At 56.2% G+C, this 23,149-nt stretch carries 20 protein-coding genes; 19 read left to right on the plus strand and 1 reads right to left on the minus strand.

Going from position 1 to position 23,149, the window contains the following annotated elements; genetic code table 11:
• The first annotated feature begins 1 nt into the window (after position 1).
• The 14 genes from hscA (at position 2) to BLW11_RS08655 (ending at position 13,789) form a co-directional block, all read left to right on the plus strand.
• The gene (gene hscA / locus BLW11_RS08590) at positions 2 to 1,864 is read left to right on the plus strand and encodes a Fe-S protein assembly chaperone HscA (protein ID WP_048359110.1); all 1,863 of its coding nucleotides are present in this window, start codon (positions 2 to 4) and stop codon (positions 1,862 to 1,864) included.
• 3 nt (positions 1,865 to 1,867) lie between these two features.
• On the plus strand, positions 1,868 to 2,209 hold the full coding sequence (gene fdx, locus BLW11_RS08595; RefSeq protein WP_003443365.1) for an ISC system 2Fe-2S type ferredoxin: 342 nt from the start codon (positions 1,868 to 1,870) through the stop codon (positions 2,207 to 2,209).
• 12 nt (positions 2,210 to 2,221) lie between these two features.
• On the plus strand, positions 2,222 to 2,422 hold the full coding sequence (iscX, locus tag BLW11_RS08600) for a Fe-S cluster assembly protein IscX (protein ID WP_048359109.1): 201 nt from the start codon (positions 2,222 to 2,224) through the stop codon (positions 2,420 to 2,422).
• 94 nt (positions 2,423 to 2,516) lie between these two features.
• Positions 2,517 to 2,942 carry a nucleoside-diphosphate kinase gene (ndk, locus tag BLW11_RS08605; RefSeq protein ID WP_003443361.1) on the plus strand — a complete coding sequence of 142 codons (426 nt, stop codon included), beginning with the start codon at positions 2,517 to 2,519 and terminating at the stop codon, positions 2,940 to 2,942.
• A gap of 28 nt (positions 2,943 to 2,970) precedes the next feature.
• Positions 2,971 to 4,119, plus strand: a complete 1,149-nt coding sequence (gene rlmN, locus BLW11_RS08610) for a dual-specificity RNA methyltransferase RlmN (protein ID WP_048359108.1) — start codon at positions 2,971 to 2,973, stop codon at positions 4,117 to 4,119.
• Between the two features lie 12 nt (positions 4,120 to 4,131).
• Positions 4,132 to 4,890, plus strand: a complete 759-nt coding sequence (pilW, locus tag BLW11_RS08615) for a type IV pilus biogenesis/stability protein PilW (RefSeq protein WP_048359107.1) — start codon at positions 4,132 to 4,134, stop codon at positions 4,888 to 4,890.
• Positions 4,890 to 5,879: a RodZ domain-containing protein gene (locus tag BLW11_RS08620; RefSeq protein ID WP_048359106.1), complete on the plus strand. Its 990-nt coding sequence runs from the start codon at positions 4,890 to 4,892 to the stop codon at positions 5,877 to 5,879. Before pilW ends, BLW11_RS08620 begins: the two co-directional genes overlap by 1 nt.
• Positions 5,880 to 5,882: 3 nt before the next feature.
• Positions 5,883 to 6,992 carry a flavodoxin-dependent (E)-4-hydroxy-3-methylbut-2-enyl-diphosphate synthase gene (ispG, locus tag BLW11_RS08625; protein WP_048359105.1) on the plus strand — a complete coding sequence of 370 codons (1,110 nt, stop codon included), beginning with the start codon at positions 5,883 to 5,885 and terminating at the stop codon, positions 6,990 to 6,992.
• A gap of 22 nt (positions 6,993 to 7,014) precedes the next feature.
• Positions 7,015 to 8,304, plus strand: coding sequence for a histidine--tRNA ligase (gene hisS / locus BLW11_RS08630; protein ID WP_048359104.1), 1,290 nt, complete (start codon positions 7,015 to 7,017; stop codon positions 8,302 to 8,304).
• A 40-nt stretch (positions 8,305 to 8,344) separates the two neighbouring features.
• Positions 8,345 to 8,986, plus strand: a complete 642-nt coding sequence (locus BLW11_RS08635) for a tetratricopeptide repeat protein (RefSeq protein ID WP_048359103.1) — start codon at positions 8,345 to 8,347, stop codon at positions 8,984 to 8,986.
• Entirely contained in the window at positions 8,979 to 10,130 is a 1,152-nt protein-coding gene (gene bamB / locus BLW11_RS08640; protein ID WP_048359102.1) for an outer membrane protein assembly factor BamB, read from the plus strand. The genes BLW11_RS08635 and bamB overlap by 8 nt, the downstream gene beginning before the upstream one ends.
• Positions 10,131 to 10,268: 138 nt before the next feature.
• Complete coding sequence (gene der, locus BLW11_RS08645; protein WP_048359101.1) at positions 10,269 to 11,738, plus strand: ribosome biogenesis GTPase Der; 1,470 nt, start codon at positions 10,269 to 10,271, stop codon at positions 11,736 to 11,738.
• 123 nt (positions 11,739 to 11,861) lie between these two features.
• The gene (locus tag BLW11_RS08650; protein ID WP_048359100.1) at positions 11,862 to 13,010 is read left to right on the plus strand and encodes a pyridoxal phosphate-dependent aminotransferase; all 1,149 of its coding nucleotides are present in this window, start codon (positions 11,862 to 11,864) and stop codon (positions 13,008 to 13,010) included.
• Complete coding sequence (locus tag BLW11_RS08655; protein WP_048359099.1) at positions 12,998 to 13,789, plus strand: amidohydrolase; 792 nt, start codon at positions 12,998 to 13,000, stop codon at positions 13,787 to 13,789. The genes BLW11_RS08650 and BLW11_RS08655 overlap by 13 nt, the downstream gene beginning before the upstream one ends.
• A gap of 203 nt (positions 13,790 to 13,992) precedes the next feature.
• On the opposite strand, the gene leuA is transcribed toward BLW11_RS08655, so the two are convergent.
• Entirely contained in the window at positions 13,993 to 15,672 is a 1,680-nt protein-coding gene (leuA, locus tag BLW11_RS08660) for a 2-isopropylmalate synthase (protein WP_048359098.1), read from the minus strand.
• Between the two features lie 577 nt (positions 15,673 to 16,249).
• Here leuA and BLW11_RS08665 point away from each other — a divergent pair.
• From BLW11_RS08665 to BLW11_RS08685, 5 genes are all read left to right on the plus strand, one after another.
• On the plus strand, positions 16,250 to 17,011 hold the full coding sequence (locus tag BLW11_RS08665; RefSeq protein WP_048359097.1) for a hypothetical protein: 762 nt from the start codon (positions 16,250 to 16,252) through the stop codon (positions 17,009 to 17,011).
• Positions 17,012 to 17,074: 63 nt separating this feature from the next.
• Complete coding sequence (locus BLW11_RS08670) at positions 17,075 to 17,596, plus strand: CS1 type fimbrial major subunit (protein WP_048359096.1); 522 nt, start codon at positions 17,075 to 17,077, stop codon at positions 17,594 to 17,596.
• A 146-nt stretch (positions 17,597 to 17,742) separates the two neighbouring features.
• Positions 17,743 to 20,250, plus strand: coding sequence for a TcfC E-set like domain-containing protein (locus BLW11_RS08675; RefSeq protein WP_048359095.1), 2,508 nt, complete (start codon positions 17,743 to 17,745; stop codon positions 20,248 to 20,250).
• Between the two features lie 98 nt (positions 20,251 to 20,348).
• Entirely contained in the window at positions 20,349 to 21,623 is a 1,275-nt protein-coding gene (locus BLW11_RS08680) for a hypothetical protein (RefSeq protein WP_048359094.1), read from the plus strand.
• Positions 21,624 to 21,676: 53 nt separating this feature from the next.
• Positions 21,677 to 22,963, plus strand: coding sequence for a hypothetical protein (locus BLW11_RS08685; protein WP_139272532.1), 1,287 nt, complete (start codon positions 21,677 to 21,679; stop codon positions 22,961 to 22,963).
• The last annotated feature ends 186 nt before the right edge of the window (positions 22,964 to 23,149 follow it).

Consider the following 23,149-nt stretch of genomic DNA (forward strand, 5'->3'; position numbering starts at 1 on the left):
GATGGCCCTACTGCAGATCGCCGAACCCGGCCAAAGTCCTCAACCGCACCAGCGCCGTCTGGCTGTGGGGATCGACTTGGGCACTACCAATTCGCTGGTCGCTGCGTTGCGCAGTGGTCTTTCCGAGCCGCTGGCTGATGCAGAGGGCCGAGTCATTTTGCCTTCTGCCGTGCGTTATCACGCCGATCGCATCGAGGTAGGTGAGTCCGCCCGCCTGGCTGCCGCCAGCGATCCTTTCAATACCGTGCTTTCGGTCAAGCGCTTGATGGGTCGTGGTCTGTCCGACGTCAAGCAATTGGGCGAGCAGCTGCCTTACCGCTTTGTGGGCGGCGAGTCGCACATGCCGTTTATTGACACCGTGCAGGGCCCTAAAAGCCCGGTGGAAGTGTCAGCCGATATCTTGAAAGCGCTGCGTGAGCGAGCTGAAAAGGCGTTGGGCGGTGAGTTGGTGGGTGCGGTCATTACCGTCCCGGCCTATTTCGATGACGCTCAGCGTCAGGCGACCAAGGATGCTGCCCGGCTTGCCGGGCTGAACGTATTGCGCCTGCTCAACGAGCCAACGGCTGCGGCAGTGGCTTACGGCCTCGATCAGCATGCTGAAGGCGTTGTCGCAATCTATGATCTGGGTGGCGGGACCTTCGATATCTCGATCCTGCGCCTGACCGGTGGTGTATTTGAAGTGCTGGCCACGGGCGGCGACACCGCGCTCGGCGGCGATGACTTCGATCATGCCATTGCGAACTGGATTGTCGAGCAGGCGGGCTTGTCCGCTGATCTTGACCCGGGTACCCAGCGCAAGTTGCTGCAAATTGCCTGTGCGGCCAAAGAAGCGCTGACTGATGCGTCTTCTGTACCTGTCGTTTACGAAGACTGGCGTGCAGAGCTGACCCGTGACGCCTTTGACGCCCTTATCGAGCCAATGATTGCGCGCAGCCTCAAGGCTTGCCGCCGTGCGGTGCGTGACTCCAACGTCGAGCTCGAAGAAGTCCAGGCAGTGGTGATGGTCGGTGGTTCTACCCGGGTACCTCGAGTGCGTGAAGCTGTTGCCCAGATGTTTGGCCGTCAGCCGCTGACCGATATTGACCCGGATCAGGTGGTTGCCATTGGTGCCGCTATTCAGGCTGATACCCTGGCCGGCAACAAGCGTGACGGTGGCGAACTGCTGTTGCTGGACGTGATTCCTTTGTCCCTGGGGCTTGAGACCATGGGCGGGCTGATGGAAAAAGTCATTCCGCGCAACACCACCATACCGGTCGCGCGCGCCCAGGACTTCACGACCTACAAAGATGGCCAGACGGCCATGATGATTCATGTGTTGCAGGGTGAGCGCGAGTTGATCAGCGATTGTCGCTCCCTGGCGCGTTTTGAATTGCGCGGTATTCCGCCGATGGTTGCCGGTGCTGCGAAGATTCGCGTTACCTTTCAGGTGGATGCGGACGGTTTGCTTAACGTGTCGGCCCGCGAGCTGGGTTCGGGCGTAGAAGCCAATATCCAGGTCAAGCCGTCCTACGGTCTGACCGATGGCGAAATTGCCAAAATGCTCAAGGACTCGTTCCAGCATGCCAGTGACGACAAGGTCGCCCGTGTCCTGCGTGAGCATCAGGTCGATGCTCAGCGCCTGATCGAAGCCGTGCAGGCTGCGCTTGAGGTCGATGGTGATCGCTTGCTGGACGCCGAAGAACGCATGGTCATTGAGCTGCAGATGCAGCAACTGTCCGAATTGTTGAAAGGCACCGATGGTTACGCCATCGAGCAGCAGACCAAGCGTCTGTCGCAAGTGACTGATGCCTTTGCTGCCCGCCGCATGGACTTGACCGTCAAGGCCGCCCTGGCGGGCCGCAACCTGAATGAAATCGAGGAATAACTGATGCCGCAGATCATTTTTCTGCCACACGCCGAGCATTGCCCGGACGGTATGGTTGTAGAGGCTGAGACCGGCAAGACCATTCTCGAAGTGGCCCACGACAACCACATCGAAATCGAAAGCGCCTGCGGTGGTGTTTGTGCCTGCACCACGTGTCACTGCGTGATTCGCGAGGGTTTTGACTCGCTGAACGAAGCTGACGAGCTGGAAGAGGACTATCTTGACCGGGCATGGGGTCTGGAAGCGACTTCACGCCTGAGTTGTCAGGCCCGCGTCGGTACCGAAGACATCACCGTCGAGATCCCGAAATACTCGCTCAACCATGCCGCCGAAGCGCCGCACTGATAAGGAGTTGTCATGAGCCTTAAATGGGTTGATGTGCAGGAAATCGCCATACAACTGGCTGAAGCTCACCCGGATATCGATCCGTTGTCGGTGAATTTCGTCACGCTGCGCAATCTGGTCATGGCGTTGCCTGAGTTCGACGACATCCCTGATCGCGGCGGAGAGAAGGTTCTCGAAGCCATCCAGGGTTTGTGGATCGAAGAAGCCGACTAAGCTTGTAACCGACGTAATTATGAAATACCCAAGAACCCGCGTATAATTCGCGGGTTTAATTTTTCGCTTAAATCACTGTTTCTGGAGTTACACCATGGCTGTTCAACGCACTTTCTCCATCATCAAGCCTGACGCTGTTGCAAAAAACGTTATCGGCGAGATCACCACTCGTTTTGAAAAAGCCGGCCTGAAGGTTGTAGCTTCCAAACTGAAGCAACTGTCCAAAGCTGAAGCTGAAGGCTTCTACGCTGAGCACAGCGCTCGTGGCTTCTTCGGCGACCTGGTTGCTTTCATGATCTCCGGTCCTGTTGTTGTTCAGGTTCTGGAAGGCGAAAACGCTATCGCTCTGAACCGCGAACTGATGGGCGCTACCAACCCTAAAGAAGCAGCAGCTGGCACTATCCGTGCTGATTTCGCTGAATCCATCGACGCTAACGCTGTTCACGGTTCCGACTCTGAAGCAGCTGCTGCTCGTGAAATCTCGTACTTTTTCGCAGCTACTGAAGTAACCACTCGCTAAGTATTAGCTTGTGAGTGAGGGTGAAGACATGATTGCAACGACTGGCAAAACCAACCTGCTGGGACTGACTCAGCCGGAAATGGAGAAATTCTTCGACTCAATCGGGGAGAAGCGTTTCCGTGCCGGTCAGGTCATGAAGTGGATTCACCACTTTGGCGTCGATGATTTCGACGCCATGACAAACGTCAGCAAGGCCTTGCGCGACAAGCTCAAGGCCATTGCTGAAGTTCGTGGACCTGAAGTCGTCAGCGAGGACATCTCAACCGATGGCACCCGTAAGTGGGTGGTTCGTGTCGAGTCCGGCAGCTGCGTCGAGACCGTTTATATCCCCTCGGGCAAACGTGGCACCTTGTGCGTTTCGTCCCAGGCAGGCTGTGCCCTGGACTGCAGTTTCTGCTCCACCGGCAAGCAAGGCTTCAATAGCAACCTCACCGCCGCCGAAGTGATTGGCCAGGTGTGGATTGCCAACAAATCCTTTGGCAGCGTCCCGGCAACCATCGACCGTGCCATCACCAACGTGGTGATGATGGGCATGGGCGAGCCGCTGCTCAACTTCGACAACGTTATCGCCGCCATGCATCTGATGATGGATGATTTGGGCTATGGCATCTCCAAGCGCCGGGTGACCCTGTCTACCTCGGGCGTGGTGCCGATGATTGATGAGCTGGCAAAGCACATCGACGTCTCCCTGGCGTTGTCGCTGCATGCACCCAATGACGAATTGCGCAGTCAATTGGTGCCGATCAACAAGAAGTACCCGCTCAAAATGCTGCTTGAGTCCTGCCGACGCTATATGTCGACCCTGGGCGAAAAGCGTGTGCTGACCGTTGAGTACACCCTGCTCAAGGATGTGAACGACCATGTTGATCACGCCCGCGAAATGATCGAGCTGTTAAAAGACACGCCGTGCAAGATCAACCTGATCCCGTTCAACCCGTTCCCGCATTCGGGCTATGAGCGTCCAAGCAATAACGCCATCCGCCGTTTCCAGGAGCTGTTGCAGCAAGCTGGCTACAACGTGACCGTGCGTACCACCCGCGGTGAGGACATTGACGCCGCTTGCGGTCAGCTGGTCGGCCAGGTTGATGACCGGACGCGCCGCAGTTCGCGCCTTATCGCGGCACGTGAGCTCAGTGCCGACGCCGAATCAGCGCAAAACGCTGCCTCTGCGCCCTGAGAGAGGACATCCATGATCCTTCGCGCTGCGCTTTCTGTCGTGTTGGTCAGCCTTTTGGCTGGCTGTGTGTCATCGGGCGATTCAAGCGCGATGACCACCGACAAAGGGCGTAACGAGGCGCGTGAGGCTTATGTTCAGTTGGGTCTCGGTTATCTCCAGCAGGGGATGACCGGGCAGGCCAAGGTTCCGTTGCGCAAAGCCCTCGAGCTCGACAAGTCTGACCCGGATACCAACGCCGCACTGGCCTTGGTGTATCAGTCCGAAATGGAGCCCGGGCTGGCCGAGCAGGCGTTCCGCACCGCGCTTGACAGGCGGCCTGATGATGCCCGCATCCTCAACAATTACGGCAGTTTCCTGTATGAGCAGCAGCGCTATCAGGAAGCCAGTGCCCAGTTTCAAAAAGCGGCGGCAGACACCCTTTACCCTGAACGTTCCCGGGTTTACGAAAACCTGGGGATAACGTCGCTCAAGCTCGGCCAGCGTGATGCTGGCCGTGCGCAGCTTGAAAAAGCCCTGCGCCTGAACCGTCAACAGCCCCGAGCGTTGCTCGAAATGGCTGAGTTGTCTTACGAAGACAGGCATTATGTGCCTGCACGTGACTATTACGATCGTTTTAGCCTGCTTAGCGGGCAAAATGCACGTAGTCTATTGCTCGGTGCGCGACTGGCGAATGTTTTCGACGAGCGCACCCCAACTGCCAACTATGGCCAGCAACTAAAACGACTCTATCCCGGCACGCCGGAATATCAGCAATACCTGTCGGAGCAATGATGAAAGCGGCGCAACCCGAAGTTCTAGCAGCGACTCGTGTCAATCCCGGTGAGACCTTGCGTCAGGCCCGTGAAAACAATGGATGGACGTTGGCTGAAGTCGCCCTGAAACTCAATCTTACGGTCAGCTCCCTGAGCAACCTTGAGACGGGGGCGTTCGATAAGCTGCCAGGGCATACCTTTGCCCGTGGTTATATCCGGACCTATGCCAAATTGCTTGGTATGGACCAGGCCAGTCTGGTTCGCGAGTTCGACCTCTACACCGGTACTGACGCCAACGGCAGCAACGTGCACAGCCTGGGCCGCATAGAAGAGCCGGTGCGGGTGTCCCATACCATTTTGCGTATTGTCAGCCTGTTGTTGCTGATTGCCGTGGTCGGTGGCGGTTTTATCTGGTGGCAGGACCAGACGTCCATGCGGGCCAAGGACCTGATCGGTCTGACGCCGGAGCACGTCGAAGTTGAAGGCGCTGACGGCACAACCCGGATCCACCCGATCGACGAGCCGGAAGACCAGGCTGTGGCCGAAGCCAAGGCTGAAGGCGACGCATCGGCAGTTGAGCCTGCTGGCGAAGCGGCCGGGTCGACGGCGCTGGAACTGCCTGCAACTGTGCCCGGCGCTGCTGTGACGCCAGCGGCGGCCCCTGTGGTTCAACCCGCTCCGGCTGTTGTTGTTCCTGCCGCTGCGATTGTTGCTCCGGCTGCCACACCTGCTGCCGCCACTTCCTCCACTGCAGCACCGGTCGCCGGTGCGGGCAAAGTGAGCGTGCAGTACACCGCTGATTGCTGGACTCAGGTCACCGACGGCACGGGTAAAGTGCTGTTTGGTGGGCTCAAGCGCAAAGGCGAAAATCTAGAAGTGAGCGGCAAGCCTCCACTGACCCTGCGCCTGGGCTATGCCCGCGGTGCGCAGGTGGCCTACAACGGTCAGGCAGTGGATGTGGCTCCTTTCACCAGTGGCGAAACTGCTCGCCTGAAGTTGGGTCAATAAGTCATGCACGGCGAATCACCAATCAAACGTCGCGAATCGCGCAAAATCTGGGTCGGTAATGTGCCGGTAGGTGGCGATGCCCCTATCGCTGTACAGAGCATGACCAACAGTGACACCAATGATGTCGCTGCAACCGTTGCCCAAATCAACCGGCTGGAAGCTGCGGGCGTCGATATCGTGCGGATTTCCGTGCCGGATATGGACGCGGCAGAAGCGTTTGGCCGTATCAAGCAACTGGTCAAGGTGCCATTGGTTGCCGACATCCACTTCGACTACCGGATCGCCCTGCGCGTTGCGGAGCTGGGGGTGGACTGCCTGCGGATCAACCCGGGCAACATCGGTCGCGAAGACCGTGTGCGTGCGGTGGTGGATGCTGCGCGTGATCGCGGTATTCCGATCCGTATCGGCGTTAACGCCGGTTCGCTCGAAAAAGATCTGCAAAAGAAGTATGGCGAACCGACGCCTGCGGCTCTGGTTGAGTCGGCCCTGCGCCATGTCGAGCACCTTGAACGCCTGAACTTCAAGGACTTCAAGGTCAGCGTGAAAGCTTCCGACGTGTTTATGGCCGTTGAAGCCTACCGTCTGTTGGCCAAGGAAATCGTCCAGCCGCTGCACCTGGGTATTACAGAAGCGGGTGGTTTGCGCTCAGGCACAGTGAAATCTGCCGTTGGCCTAGGTATGCTGCTTGCCGACGGGATTGGCGATACTATTCGCATCTCTTTGGCCGCAGACCCGGTAGAGGAAGTAAAAGTCGGTTACGACATCCTCAAATCCCTGCATCTGCGTTCGCGAGGCATCAACTTTATCGCGTGCCCAAGCTGCTCCCGGCAGAATTTCGATGTGGTGAAAACCATGAACGAACTCGAAGTTCGGCTTGAAGACCTGCTGGTGCCGCTGGATGTAGCCGTGATCGGTTGTGTTGTAAACGGTCCTGGCGAAGCCAAGGAAGCCCATGTGGGGCTCACCGGTGGTACGCCCAACCTGATTTACATCGACGGCAAACCGTCGCACAAATTGACGAATGAAAACCTGGTGGATCATCTCGAAAAGTTGATCCGGCAGAAGGCGGCCGAAAAGGTCGAAGCTGACGCAGCAGTTATCGCGCGCGGCTAACCAGACGAATAAAGGATTTTTTGTGAGCAAGTCTTTGCAAGCCATTCGTGGCATGAACGACATCCTGCCAGAGCAGACGCCCCTGTGGCGCTACTTTGAAAGCAAGGTTTCGCGGTTGCTGGATAACTACGGTTACAAGCAAATCCGCATGCCTATCGTCGAGTTTACCGAGCTGTTCAAGCGCTCGATCGGTGAAGTGACCGATATCGTCGAAAAAGAGATGTACACCTTCGAAGACCGCAACGGCGATTCGCTGACGCTGCGCCCTGAAGGCACTGCGGCGTGTGTGCGTGCCGTACTCGAACACGGCATCACTGGCGGTGGCCAGGTTCAAAAATTGTGGTACATCGGGCCGATGTTCCGCCACGAGCGCCCGCAAAAAGGTCGTTATCGCCAGTTCAATCAGATTGGTGTCGAGGTGTTCAACCTCGATGGTCCGGATATCGATGCCGAACTGATCGTGCTGACCTGGCGCCTGTGGGGCGAGCTGGGCATCCGTGATGCGGTCAAGCTCGAACTCAACAGCCTTGGCACCAGCGAAGCCCGTGCGCGCTATCGTGCTGCGCTGGTCGAGTACTTGTCCTCGCGTCTGAGTGAGCTTGACGAAGACAGCCAGCGTCGCCTCAAATCCAACCCGTTGCGGGTACTCGACACCAAAAATGCCGATACCCAGGCTGTTCTGGTCGACGCGCCGAAGCTGGTGGATTACCTCGACGAAGAATCCCGTGTGCACTTTGAGGGCCTCAAGGCTCGCCTGGATGCTGCCGGTATTCCGTACACGATCAATCCCAAGCTGGTTCGCGGGCTCGATTATTACAGCAAGACCGTATTTGAATGGGTCACCGACAAACTGGGCTCCCAGGGCACCGTATGTGCCGGCGGCCGTTATGACGGTCTGGTCGAACAAATGGGCGGCAAGCCCACCTCGGGCGTTGGTTTCGCCATGGGTATCGAGCGTCTGATCCTGATGCTTGAAACCCTTGAGCAGATCCCCGAAGAAATCGCGCGTCAGGTCGATGTTTACCTGTGCGCTTTCGGTGAGGCGGCTGAACTGGCTGCCCTGGCTTTGAGCGAACGTGTTCGCGATCAGCTACCGAACTTGCGCTTGCAGATCAATGCGGGCGCAGGCAGCTTCAAAAGCCAGTTCAAAAAGGCTGACAAGAGCGGCGCACTGTACGCGCTGATCCTGGGTGAGGACGAATTGGCCCAGCAAGTGGTAGGTGTCAAACCCCTGCGTGGCCAGGGCGAACAACAAACGATTGCCTGGGATGCTCTAGCCGAGCACTTGGCCACCTGCGTTGTGCAGGGTTGAAGCTGTAAAACAGCCGATTTAGCGAATAAGGAGTGTTGGGGTGTCGAGTAACGAAGATGATCAGCTGGGCGAGTTGAAAGACTGGTGGCAGCGCAACGGCAAACCCCTGCTCACTGGCGGCTTGTTGGCGCTGGTGGTGGTGTTCGGCTGGCAGGCTTGGCACAAATATCAGAGCAATCAGTCGCAAGGTGCGTCGATGCTCTACCAGCAATTGCTTGAAACCACGCTCACCCCTGACGGTCAGCCTGATACTGCCCGTGTGGCCGATCTGGCCAACAAGCTGAAAAGCGAGTACGCAGGTTCTGCCTACGCGCAATTTGGCGGTCTGTTTGTGGCCAAGGTTGCTGTGGACAACGGCAAGCTGGATGACGCAGCCAGCGAGCTGCAAGTCATCGTGGCAAAGCCTGCCAACCTCACCCTGGGTGAAGTGGCACGTCAGCGTCTGGCTCAAGTGCTTGCAGCACAGGGCAAGCTGGATGATGCACTGAAGCTGCTTGAAGGCGATTCGGACAAGGCATTCCTGGCCAGCCGTGAAGAACTCAAAGGCGACTTGCTGGTACAGAAGGGTCGTACCGAGGACGCACGTGCAGCCTACGAAAAAGCCAAGGCGGCATTGTCGGATGAGGCAGCAGTAGGTGGGTTGCAAATCAAGCTCGATGACCTGGCCAAAGGGGATGCGTGACGTGAGGCTTTGGAAACATGCAGCATTGCTGGCTCTGGTCGTTTTGGCCGCGGGTTGCAGCAGTAACAGCAAAAAAGAACTGCCACCGGCCGAACTGACAGACTTCAAAGAAGAAGTCGTGCTGCAAAAACAGTGGAGTCGCTCGATTGGTGACGGCCAGGGCAAAACCTACAACATGCTGGTTCCGGCTGTTGAAGGTAGCCACATCTACGCCGCTGACGTAACGGGTGTAGTCATGTCTCTGGACCGCATGAACGGCGACGTTCAGTGGAAAAAAGACCTCGAGTTGCCTGTTTCCGGCGCAGTTGGCCTGGGCTATGGCCTGGTCCTGCTCGGTACCCTGCAAGGTGACGTGGTAGCCCTGGATTCCAGCACCGGTGAAGAAAAATGGCGCTCTCGCGTTAACAGCGAAGTGCTTGCACCTCCTGCGACCAATGGCGATATCGTCGTGGTTCAGACCCAGGACGATCGTCTGATCGGTCTGGATGCTGATACCGGCAACCAGCGTTGGGCATATGACAGCACGCCGGGTGTATTGACCCTGCGTGGCACAGGCGCACCATTGGTGACCAATCACCTGGCAATTGCAGGTCTTTCGACCGGTAAAGTGGTTGCCCTCGATACGCGTAACGGCGTACCTGTGTGGGAGCAACGTGTTGCTATCCCGCAAGGCCGTTCCGAGCTTGAGCGTATTGTCGATATCGACGGTGGACTGCTGATGTCTGGCGGTACGCTGTATGTCGCCAGCTACCAGGGCCGCATGGCGGCACTTGAAATGGAAAGCGGTCGCGTGCTCTGGCAGCGCGATGCGTCCAGCTATTCAGGTGTCGCTCAAGGTTTTGGTAGCGTCTACGTGAGCCTGGCGTCGGGCACTGTAGAAGGCGTTGACGAACGCTCGACCACCTCTCTGTGGAGCAATGACGCTCTGGCTCGTCGTCAACTGTCGGCTCCAGAAGTCTTCTCCAGCTATGTGGCTGTCGGTGACATGGAAGGCTATCTGCACCTGCTAAGCCAGGTCGATGGTCGTTTCGTGGGCCGTACCCGCATTGACAGTGATGGCCTTCGGGCGCGTCCGCTGGTGGTCGGTGACATGATTTACGTGTTTGGTAACAGCGGCAAACTGGAAGCCCTGACCATTCGCTAAGGCGTCTATGCTTGAGGCTTCAGGGCCTCGGGCAGCCTTGCTCTGGCAAGGTTTACGGCACATTTGTGCTGTTCCGAACTCTGGCCGCTGCCTTGCAGCGGCTTTTGTATTTTCTGAAATAACGAAGTGGAGAGCCGCATGGTTCCCGTAATCGCCCTGGTGGGCCGACCAAACGTCGGCAAGTCCACCTTGTTCAACCGCCTGACCAGGACTCGTGACGCCATTGTTGGTGACTTGTCCGGTCTGACCCGTGATCGCCAATACGGTGAGGCCAAGTGGCAAGGGCGTTCCTACATTCTGGTCGACACCGGCGGTATCTCCGGTGACGAGCACGGTATGGACGAAAAGATGGCCGAGCAGTCGCTGCTGGCTATCGAAGAAGCTGACGTCGTTCTGTTCCTGGTAGATGCAAAAGCGGGTTTCACAGCCGCTGACCAGATGATCGGCGAACACCTTCGCAAACGTAACAAGCGTTCTTATGTGGTTGCCAACAAGGTCGACAACATCGATCCGGAATTGGCGCGTGCAGAATTCGCACCGTTGGGCATGGGCCATGCGATCCCGATCGCAGGTGCTCATGGTCGTGGTATCACCCAGATGCTGGAAATCGCCCTGAGCGACTTCCCTAAAGATCCGGAAGAGGAAGAGGAAGGCGAAGCCGAAATCGTTCTTGAAGGTCAGGAAGCCAAGCGCATTCCAGGCCCAAGCGAAAAAGACGGTATCAAGATCGCCATCATCGGTCGTCCTAACGTCGGCAAGTCGACTCTGGTCAACCGTATGCTCGGTGAAGACCGGGTTATCGTTTATGACGAGCCAGGCACCACCCGCGACAGTATCTACATCCCGTTTGAGCGTAACGACGAGAAGTACACGCTGATCGACACCGCCGGTGTGCGCAAGCGCGGCAAGATCCACGAAGAAGTCGAAAAATTCTCCGTGGTCAAAACCCTGCAAGCCATCAAAGACGCCAACGTGGTGATCTTCGTGATGGATGCCCGTGAAGGTGTGGTTGACCATGACCTGAACCTGTTGGGCTTTGCGCTGGAGGCCGGTCGGGCTCTGGTCATCGCGATCAACAAGTGGGACGGCATGACCCCGAGCGAGCGCGACTTCGTGAAAGTCGAGCTGACACGTCGCCTGTTCTTCGTCGACTTCGCTGACATCCACTTCATCTCGGCCCTGCACGGCACTGGCGTAGGTAACCTGTACCAGTCGGTGCAGAACTCCTTCAAGTCGGCGGTTACCCGCTGGCCGACCAACCGTCTGACCCAGATTCTTGAAGATGCGGTTGGCGAGCATGCGCCACCGATGGTCAACAGCCGCCGGATCAAGCTGCGTTATGCCCACTTGGGTGGTGCTAACCCGCCAATTATCGTGATCCACGGTAACCAGGTTGAGAAGGTTCCGAAGTCTTACGTCCGTTATCTCGAAAACACCTACCGTCGTGTCTTGAAGCTGGTCGGTACACCGATCCGCATCGAGTTCAAAGGTGGCGAGAACCCGTACGAAGGCAACAAGAACTCGCTGACTGACCGTCAGGTCAACAAGAAACGCCGCATGATGTCGCACCACAAGAAAGCCGAGAAGAACCGCAAAGACAAGCGCTAATCTCGCAAGCTAAAAGCGTAATGAGAAAGGGTCCGAAAGGGCCCTTTTTCGTGTCAGACGTTTGGGCTATCCTCGATGGGTCCTGTGCCGCAGTCAGTGCCGGGAACTCAACAGGGAACGGCCATGATCACCAGCAAGTTGCCGAACGTCGGCACCACCATCTTCACGCGCATGTCGCAGCTCGCGGCAGAAACCGGCGCACTTAACCTGTCTCAGGGGTTCCCCGACTTCGATGGCCCGCAGGCATTGCGTGATGCTGTTGGCAAGCACATTGCCAGCGGTCACAACCAGTATTCACCCATGACCGGTTTGCCTGCCTTGCGTGAGCAGGTAGCGGCAAAAATCTCCCGCAGTTATGGGGTTCAGGTGAATGCCGACACCGAGGTGACCATCACGCCCGGTGCGACCCAAGCCATTTTCTGCGCGATCCAGGCTGTGATTCATGCCGGCGATGAAGTGATCGTCTTTGACCCGTGCTACGACAGCTACGAACCCTCGGTTGAGCTGGCAGGTGGCCGTTGCGTGCATGTGCAGCTGGGGCTTGAAGACTTCTCGATAGACTGGCAAAAACTTGAAGAGGCCCTGAGCCCGCGCACGCGGATGATCATCCTCAACAGCCCGCACAACCCGAGCGGAGCCCTGATCAGTCGCGCCGAACTGGACCAGCTGGCCAGGCTCATTGCCGACCGCGATATCTACCTCATCAGTGATGAAGTGTATGAACACCTGGTGTTCGATGGCGTGCCCCACGTCAGTGTTTTGTCCCATCCTGAGTTGTACCATCGTGCATTCGTTGTCAGCTCTTTCGGCAAGACGTACCACGTGACGGGCTGGAAAACCGGTTACGTTGTTGCGCCGCCGGCCCTGACGGCTGAGTTGCGCAAGGTTCACCAATACGTCAGTTTTTGCGGTGTTACGCCATTGCAGTATGCGTTGGCCGACTTTATGGCGGATCACCCTGAGCACGTTGAAGAGTTGCCGGCGTTTTATCAGGCCAAGCGTGACCTGTTTTGTGATTTGCTGAGCCCATCGCGTTTTACCTTCAAACCGGTGGCCGGGACTTATTTTCAATTGGTGGATTACTCCCGAATCCGTCCTGACCTCAATGATGTCGACATGGCCGAATGGCTGACCCGCGAGCATGGCGTGGCGACTATCCCGGTTTCGGTGTTTTACCAGACCCCGCCTCAAGGGCAGCGGCTGGTCCGCCTTTGTTTTGCCAAACGCGAGGAGACGCTGCGTGCAGCAGCAGAAAAACTATGCGTGATCTAAGTGGTGTACCCGATTTAACCGTAGCCTTAGTTCAAACCACGTTGGTCTGGCACGATCGCGAGGCCAATTTTGCGCACTTTGAAGAGTTGCTGGAGCAGGCTCAGGGGGCAGACCTGGTGGTCTTGCCCGAGATGTTCACCACCGGCTTCAGCATGGACTCAAAAACCCTGGCAGAGCCCGAGTACGGTCCTGCCAGCAAGTGGTTGCAGGCGCAGGCCAGAAAGCTCAATGCGGTGATTACCGGCAGCGTGATAGTGCAGGCGGCCGATGGCAGTCACCGTAACCGGCTGTTATGGGCGCGTCCTGATGGCGAAGTGTTGCACTACGACAAGCGCCACTTGTTTCGCATGGCGGGGGAGCACGAACACTTCACCCCTGGTGAGCGCCAGGTGCAGTTCGAAGTCAAAGGCTGGCGCATACGCCCACTGATTTGCTACGACCTGCGCTTCCCGGTGTGGAGCTGCGACCCGCACGACACGGACCTGCTGCTGTATACCGCCAACTGGCCGGGCGCGCGGCGTTTGCACTGGAACCGTCTGTTGCCTGCACGGGCGATTGAGAATTTGTGCTACGTCGTGGCGGTAAACCGGGTGGGGACGGACGGCAAAGGTCTGGTCTATACGGGGGACAGTCACGTCTTCGACTTCCAGGGCGAGTCGCTGCTCAGTGCCGGTGAGGCTGACGGGGTTTTCACCATGAACCTGAGTGCGGCTGAATTGGGGGCTTACCGCGATCGCTTCCCGGCCAATCTGGATGCCGATAACTTCGAGCTGCACTAAACCCTGTAGAGATTCTGCTACCCAGTGGGAGCGAGCCTGCTCGCCAATGATCTTCGCGAGCAGGCTCGCTCCCACGGTTGAAATTTCGCTGTAGCCGATGACGGGCACGAGGCTTTGCTCCTCAGCGGGGACACCTTATTGAGCAACAGAAAAAAGCCCCCAAGGCTCTCACCTTGGGGGCTTTTGTGTTTCTGGTAATCCGCTTACGCGGCTTTCGCCTCGGCTTCGCTCAGGGAGCGGTTCAGGGCGCTGAACAGTGCCTTGAAGCTCGCCGTGGTGATGTTTTCATCAATGCCCACACCATGCACCGCCCGCCCGCCATCGACTCGCAGTTCAATGTAGGCCGCAGCCTTGGCGTTAGTACCAGCACCAATTGCGTGCTCGTTGTAGTCCATGATCTCTGCGCTAACAGGCAGGCCGGCTACCAGTGCTTCCAGCGCGCCGTTGCCCTTGCCGCTCCAGCGCAGGTTGGTTTCGCCGTCGCCCTTGGCCGACACTTCAACTTCGACTGCGCTATGGCCGTTCTCTTCCTGTAAGCGGTGGCTGACCAGCGCGTAAGGCGTATTGGCTTGCAGATACTCGGTGCGCAGCAAGTTGTGAATCTGCTGAGCCGTCATTTCGAGGCCCAGGCGGTCGGTTTCGCGCTGAACAACCTGGCTGAACTCGATCTGCATGCGGCGCGGCAAGCTGATGCCGTATTCCTGCTCCAGCAGGTAAGCAATCCCGCCTTTGCCGGACTGGCTGTTAACCCGGATCACGGCTTCGTAGCTACGGCCGATATCAGCCGGGTCGATCGGCAAGTACGGCACTTCCCACAAGGCGTCCGGCTTTTGCTGGGCGAAACCCTTGCGGATGGCGTCTTGGTGCGAGCCGGAGAACGCGGTGTGTACCAGGTCACCGACATACGGGTGACGTGGGTGAACCGGAATTTGGTTGCACTCCTCGACGACCTTTCGCACGCCGTCGATATCGGAGAAATCAAGCTCAGGGTTCAGGCCCTGGGTGTACATGTTCAGCGCCACAGTCACCAGATCGACGTTGCCGGTGCGTTCGCCGTTGCCGAACAGGCAGCCTTCAACGCGATCAGCGCCGGCCATCAAGCCCAGCTCAGTGGCGGCCACGCCGGTGCCGCGGTCGTTGTGGGTGTGCAGACTGATCAACACGCTGTCCCGGCGATTGATATGGCGACCGAACCATTCGATCTGGTCGGCATAGATGTTCGGGGTGGCGCACTCAACGGTCGCGGGCAAGTTGAGGATCATCTTGTGCTCAGGCGTCGGGTTCCAGACCTCGATCACCGCATCACACACTTCCTTGGCGAACTCCAGCTCGGTTGCGCTGAAGGTCTCTGGCGAGTACTCAAACGTCCACTGGGTTTCTGGCTGCTGGGCGGCGTATTTGACGAACAGCTTGGCTGCGCTGACCGCGATTTCCTTAACGCCGTCCTTGTCTTGATTGAACACGATGCGCCGGAATGACGGGCTGGTGGCGTTGTACAAGTGGACGATAGCTTTTTTCGCCCCGCGCAACGATTCGAAGGTACGCGCGATCAAGTCTTCGCGGCCCTGGGTCAGCACCTGGATGGTGGTGTCGTCCGGGATATGGCCGTCTTCGATCAAGGTGCGCACGAAGTCGAAGTCAGTTTGCGATGCCGCCGGGAACGACGCCTCGATTTCTTTAACGCCAACACTGACCAGTGTCTTCCAGAAACGCAGCTTCTTCACCGCATCCATCGGCTCGATCAGCGACTGGTTGCCGTCGCGCAAATCGGAGCTGCACCAGATCGGCGCGCTGGTGATGGTTTTCGAAGGCCAGGTGCGGTCAGGCAAATCAATGACCGGGAAGGCGCGGTATTTGGAAGAAGGGTCTTTGAGCATGGTCATCAGGCAATCCTTATTGTGCAAGCCGTACACAGGCGGCTAGCCGAAAATATACAAAGCAAAAGGGCGAGGCACCGCAATTAGCTTTGCAGTCGTGCACTGACGAGGCAAAGGCTGCGATGTTGACGAAGCTGGATGAGGGTATGTGATGTGTTCATGACCTCAACCCTAACCATTGGTGCGAAGGATGGCAAGCAGGCAAAAAACATTGAGAGGAATGCTCGAATATGGCGGCTATTCGGGTTTTTATCGCGTTTTTTTAGTCAGGTTGTTTCATTAATTGCGCACCTTGCGCGCTTGGCATACATCTGATGCTGCTTGATGCAGGCAGTATCAGTCAGTCCTGGTTGAACCTGATGACTGCGCTTGCAAGCACTCATAAACCGGAGTGCCGCAAAACGGTGACCGGTCAGTATCAAAAACCGTGAAAACCTATGAAAAGCCTTATGTTTCGGTGCTTAGGCATGAGCATTGATGAGCGTTTTCACTTCATCACTCCAATCCCCGTAATACTTGATTCCGCTTCCACAGCAGCGTCACACGCTCTGTATCGAACAGTTATCAGCAGCCGAGTATTACCATGCGAATTTATAGCTACCTCTTTCTGATGATGGGTTGCGGTTTGGGTTTGACTGCGCCGGCAATCGCCTCGCCGGCCATCAACCCGGGGCCGATGTTCGGCTTTCTGGATGACGGTAAAAGCGCTGTTCTCAAGCGTATATACAACTCTGGAACCAGTACCGCATTCGTGAAGGTGGTGGTTCAGGAAATCATCTACGACGCCCAGGGCCAGCCCGTCGAGCAACCGCCAAAAACGCTTTCTGATGCACCGCTGGCCGAGCAGAACACGCTGCTGGCCAGCCCCGCCCGGATGATTATTCCCGCCAATGGCATGCAGTCTACCCGCCTGTTGTTTATGGGTGGCCGTGACCATGAGCGGTATTACCGCGTTCGCTTTATTCCGGTGTTGCCATCCAGTGCCGACACGTTTGACCAGAGTGCCGATGATCAGCAGACCTACAGCAAAGACCTGGCTGCGCAAGTAACCCTGTTGACGGGGTTCGGCACGCTCATGTTTGTCAGGCCGGACACGGTCAAGTTCGACACGCAACTTAAAGATGAAAAAGACACCTACAGCGTCTATAACGCAGGCAATAGTGTGATTGCTCTGGACTTTGTTAAAAGTTGCCATGTTGATAAAACAACGGACTGCTCGACCATTGCTCAGCACTACGTATTGCCCGGTAAAACGTATACGTTTTCTAAAGAACACAACAAGCTTCATAGCTTTGTGCTTCAAGAAGGCAAGGCTGAACGCAAGGTATCGTTTACCCGCGTTTGAATGTCAATTGCCCATAAATGATGTATCACCCCTTGACTATAAACCTGAAAAAGGATGTAAAAAATGCAACGCACTTTTATCGCTACTGTTAGCCCATTGGCCCTTGCCTTGTTTGCCGCCCTGGGCGCTACTCAAGTGTCTGCTGCCGACCCGATCGAAGTACAAGTTCAGTTGGTTGCCAGTATCCCATCAACTTCGTTTTACGTTGTTCCGGCACAAACCGGCTGGATCGGTGTGGCGCAACGTATGGAGTGGACGCCCAGTGCTACGGGGCCTGGCAAGTTGAGCTCTCTGCGCAGAGCCTTTGACGTCAAAAACAGCTCGGGTGCCATTGCCGCACGCATTACCGATGCAGACGGGGCTTATCTGTCCAGCGGCGAACAAATGGTTCCGCTTGAAGTGAGCTTTAATAACATGGCACTTAATAACACCAGCAAGGAGTTTATCAGCGCCACTGAGGCGGCTGCCGGTAAACGCGTTGACCTGACGATTGCCGCCGTTGATACAGGCAGTGAATTTACGCCGGGTGAATACAGCGGCATCGTAAACATGACGTTCGATGCTGTAGCACCTGTCACGCCTTAAGCCGTTTTAGTAATGCCTGAGTTGTAAGACTCTCTTTTCGGGTGGTCGAACTTCGATCGGTGTACTCGGCTGCCTGGAAAGTAGAGTTATAGGGGGTTTACATAAACGATGTCAGTTTGTCTGGATAATAACTATTGAACTCTTTCATGGGCCATGCCCTGATTGTTTGCGGGGCGATCATTGTATCGGCCAGCGTTAACGCTGAGGTTAATCCATCGTCCACGTTAGGTGTACTCAGTCAGGCAGAGTCTTTACCTGATGGTTTTCAGGAACACTTCTTCGATGTGCCCTTGGCCGTGCGTATTGATGTAAACACCCAATTGCTGGGCGATGCCCTGGTGATCCTCGGTCGTGATGAAACCATTCGATTGTTGAGTTTTACCGATACACAACAAAGCGCATTGCCTGAGGCAGAGCGTGCCCAATGGCTGGGGCAGTTGGCCAAGCCTGTTGCGCTGGGCAGTTGTACTGAAAATTGTGCAAATGGTTTGGTGGCCTTGCACTACAACCTGCAAGACTCACAGCTTTCGATTTTGACCGATGACGCCGAGCAACAAGGCGCAGCGGCTCAATACCACAGCCTGCCCGAAGGCGGCAGTGCCGGTCTGATTCTGCAAAATCAATTGAACATTGCCCGTGGTGGTGGCTCCGAATCCAGCACGGCGGCGCGTTATAACGTGCAGGCCAGCAGCAGCATCGGCAACTGGTCACAAGTGGCCTCGGCCGAGCTGGCGCGTACTGGCCAGCCCGACTCTCCCACTTATCACTCTCTGAACCAGCTCTACGGCCAGCGCGAGTTTGCCGGTAATTATCTGCGTCTGGGGTATTTCACTCCGGATGCGCTAGGGGTGTATCGACGACCGCGTAATTTTGGCGCCAGCCCTGATACCACCCTCGGCTTTATGTACGGGACCAGCGACAGCCTGGCCGTGAACAGCACAAGCCCCAGCACCTACCCCGTGTATGTCACGCCCAGCCGTCAGGGCCTTGTCGAGGTGTATCGCGACGGTGTGCTGATTTATAGCCAGGCCGTTACCAGTGGTTTACAGACACTGGACACCCGGCGCTTGCCCGGTGGCATTTACGCCGTGCAGGTGCGTTTGATCGAGGATGGACAAGTCACCTCCACGACCGAAGAGGTGATCTACAAGCCCAATAACTGGCGCAATGCCGATCAACCCTGGCGCTACAGCGTGTTCGGTGGCAAACGACGTCAATTGTTCAATAACTGGGGCGATGACGTTCAATATGATCAGGGTTTGACCTACGGAGCTCTGGTCAATTACCTGGTGCATCCCCGAGTCATTCTGGGGGCTGACGCCCAACGTGTTGCGCAAAAAATGCAATACGGCAGTTCAATAGACTGGAGCCTGTCAGACAAGATCAGCCTCTACAGCAACGTGTATCAAACGTCTGACTACGGCACGGGAATGGACGTTCAGGTCCGCTATCAGTATCAAGGCGGCAGCGCGATGTTTTCCCACTCGCGCTCCTGGCTTGATACCCGCAATGACATTAACTACCTGGACACCGTCGCAGTTCGCCCAAAAAACCGCTTCAACGGCCGTACTCAAAATTCAGCGTTGTCGGTTACCCAGCGCCTGAGCCTGACCAGCAGCCTCACCGGCCGGGTCAGCCACAGTAGCGGCAACACCAACGGCACTGGGGTGGATCTGAGCTGGTTACGCAGGAGCACGCTGTTTGGTAGCGATGTGAACTGGCAGGTCTCTTTGTTTGACCGCCCCGCGAGCATCAGCACCGGGAGCCAGCGCAATCGCGGGATCGACCTGAGCATCAACCTGGCGCTGGGCAAGCCCGGGGGCAGTCTCTCGGCCAGTATCGGCAGCCGCACCTCCCGTGATGGCGAGCGTGAGCTCAATGGTTCATTGGGTTACAACAAGGTCCTGGACGGTGATTTTCTCAAAGGTTTTTCCACCAGCCTGACGGCCGACAGTTACGGCGCGGGCTTGAGCGGCGCCACACAATTTGAAACCCGAGTGCTTAACGGCGACGCCTATGCACAGCGCTCTTCTTATAACGGAGAGATCAGCGGTGGCTTGAACCTCAGCAGCACCGTGGCCGTCGGCGCAGGGACTGTGGCTGCCAGCGGTAATTTTTATGGGGGCGACGGGGCAATGATCGTCGATCTGGATTCAGACATCGACAACCTGGTATTGCGCGCCGACGATATGGACGGCAGTTATGGCGCAGCGCTTAAAGCCGGGCGAAATATAGTGCCGGTGGGTGCTTATAAAAGTGGCACGGTGCACTTCGATTTCAATGGCAGTGATGCCCACGCCGCGTCGATACAACCTCCACAGACGCGCTACCACCTCAATAAAGGCGGCGTGATCTATCAAAAAGTGCGTGTCCTCAAAACCCTGTCGGTGCTGGGGCGTATTGTCGATCCCCAGGGCCGTCCCATGGCGGGCGCACATATTCAAAATCATGCCAGCACCGGTGTCACAGAGGCAGACGGGTTCTTTGTTCTGGAAATGAGCGAAGCGTCACCCAGCCTTGAAGTAAATCATCGTGGGCAGCCAGCGTGCAGTGTGCTTCTGGAACCGACCAAACATAAGCGTGAAAACAATGTGCTGCTGGTGGCCGATATTGTTTGCAACCCAACTTCGGTGGGTGTCGCTAAAGGGGCGTGAGTGGATAAGTAACGTGAATGCGCGTGCCCTGTTTAATAGCGGTGGATACACGGCGCACAAGGAGAGTGTGAGTCATTATTGTTAACGGAGTAATTATTATGCGGATGTTATTTCTTTTTAACGCTCAAGGTTATATGCGGTGCAAAGCAGCACTGCTATTGATGTGCTACGCGTTATCGACGTCGGCCTATGAAAAAACATTTGAGGCGGTGTATACCCCGGATCCAAATAACCCAACGAACAATTCCTTCGTCATGCGCACGCCTGGTGAAGGTAAATGCAAGCAGCCTGGTGATTGTCGCGGGGCACTGGGTATGCAGTTGCCCGTTGTTTTTGAGTCATCAACGGGCATTGACGTTGCCGCCAACGCGAGTGACCCCAGGCAAGGGGCCTACTTCAAGATCCCCCTGAGTTGGCGCAGCGTGATGTTGATCAACACTAAAACCGGCTCACAGGCTGAGTTAAAGGTTCGAGCATCGGCAATAGGGGCTCGATACGTGTTAACCCAGCCAGCGTACGAACTGTCGCCGGGCGGTCCGTCGGCCCCCAACCACGGGCATGGGTTGCTCTGGCAAGGGGGGATGTGGAATGAGTCCGTCGCGCCCTGTTATTCGGCAAGGTTGTGGTATTTGGTCCCTAAGATCCATGAGTTTCATTGGCAATATGGCGCCGGCGATACCTGCACTAAAAAGGCACTGTACGAAATACCGGGGCCCTTTATTTATAACAAGGTTGAAACCGCGTTTGAATTCATAATGCCCAAGCCGCTGGACATGGAACCTGGCGAATATACAGCCAGCACCCTTTACAGCGTCGGGCCAGGACAGGATTTTGATTTCGGCCAACTGATGCTCCCATCAGACAGCCAGATCGCCCTTGATTTCAGTTTTGTGGTGAACAGTGCGTTGACGGTGGACTTTGCACCGGGTTCCGAGCGCGCGGTATTACAGCCCAGAGAGGGGTGGCAGGGTTGGCTCAACTCAGGGCGCAAACCCCCTGGTTTGAGTGCGTTTCAGGATTTTAAATTATCGTCCTCAAGCAACTTCAAAATGTACCTGGACTGTCAATATTCGATCGGCACGGACTGCGGTATTTACGCCGAATCAGCCACGAATAATACCCAGGTGGCGGTGGATACAACGGTGAGTTTTCCGGCCGGTATTACGTTAAATCCAGGCAGGCGAGCAGCGATCAAAGTTCCCTTGGGGCAGGGCATACACAATGCGGTGAGTTTCGAAATTGACGGGGTCCAGTTATCTCGCGGTGCCAGCATGCAGTATGAAATAAAACCTGAGGTGACGGCGCTCATGGTTGAAAACCCGGGCAGTACCTACAGGGGGGTGGTCACGATTATATTTGATGCCTCGACTTAGCGGTTCACTCTATATAAAGGTCGTTGCGGCTGTTTCAGCGCAACGACGTGATGATGTATAAAATTCACTATCGGGGTAGGCACATCGTGCGGCTATTTATTTTTTTTGAGTGGTCAGGTTTTTTTTTGGCAGGTCTGATCTTTTTGTGCGCGCAAGGCCTGTTGAGCGTTCAACCGTTGAATGCAGCAGAGCAGGAGATTACGGCGGTGTTTGTGCCAAACCCCGCAGACCCTTCACATAATAAATTTGTTAATACAACGCCGGTGTCGGGCTATTGCCAGATTCTGCCAGGTCAATGTGAAAACCTTAGCTTTTCGAGTATTAACTTCCCGGTTGATTTCGATGCGTCAAAGGGGCTTGACCCGGACGAGGCGCTGGCAGACAAACGAAAAGCGGCTTACTTTTTAATCCCGTCGGGCTTTCGCACGGTGACCATTACCAATGATCAAACCGGTGAGAGTTCTCAAGTGCAATGGCGGATCTCGGGTTTCGGCGGGCGCTATATTTTAAGCAGCGGCACCTGGCATGGTCACTTGTGGCCATCGGCTTGGGTATATGCGGCCAGCCCTTGCACCTATGGCGGTGTCGGCAGTGGCAATGCGTTTTTTTTTGATTACTTCTGGAAGGTACCGCAGAGCGCAACCACGGCCTGCGTAAAAATGCCCAAAGTGGAGATCCCGGCGCCTTTCATATACCGCAACATGAACATCAGTTACGAGATGCGTACGCCAAACCCTTTGGCCATGGAGATGGGCACTTACTCCGGCAGCATCACCTATGGCATAGGCCCGGGTCAGGATTTTGACTTTGGTGACATCATGGTGCCGAGCGATGATCACATCACCTTCAACTTCAAGCTGTCGGTCAACCACTTGCTCAATGTCGAGTTCCCGCCAGGCGCAAGCCGTGCAGTACTTCAGCCTGAAGGTGGCTGGCAAGGATGGCTCAATACCGGGCGACTACCGCCATCCTTGTTCGCCAACCATGACTTTAAAGTCTCCAGCTCCGGCAAGTTTAAAGTCTATCTCGAGTGCCAATACGTCGTGGAGGGCACCTGTGGCATTCGCCCGTTAACGCACGAGCAACCCGCCGTGGGGGTTGATATTCAACTCACGTTGCCCGCCGGTATCGTGGTTGATTCAGGTGGTCAGCCTGCCCATCGAGTGCCTCTGGGGCGCGGGGAAAATAGTGCAGTGGTGTTCAGCACGCAACACATCCAGTTTTCTCGAAAGGCCACGCTTCATTATGTAGTGCCCGGCGTGACGACCGCAGCAATGCTCAAACACCCCGGTACTACCTATACAGGCGGTGCAACCATCATTTTTGATGCCGATATTTAAACGGGTATACCCGATGAATATTTCCGTTTAATAGCATGAGCCATTGAGAAAATGCCATAGCGTGTCGCGAAAGTTATGGGTGATTTTACCTACTCCCAACTTCCTGCTTACTGCTTGTGCCAAGCCAGACGCTGACGTTCTTTATGCGAATTACCCCGATAAAAACAAGACTGAAGGGGGTAGGAA

It is taken from the genome of Pseudomonas deceptionensis, assembly GCF_900106095.1.
Classification (GTDB): Bacteria; Pseudomonadota; Gammaproteobacteria; order Pseudomonadales; family Pseudomonadaceae; genus Aquipseudomonas; species Aquipseudomonas deceptionensis.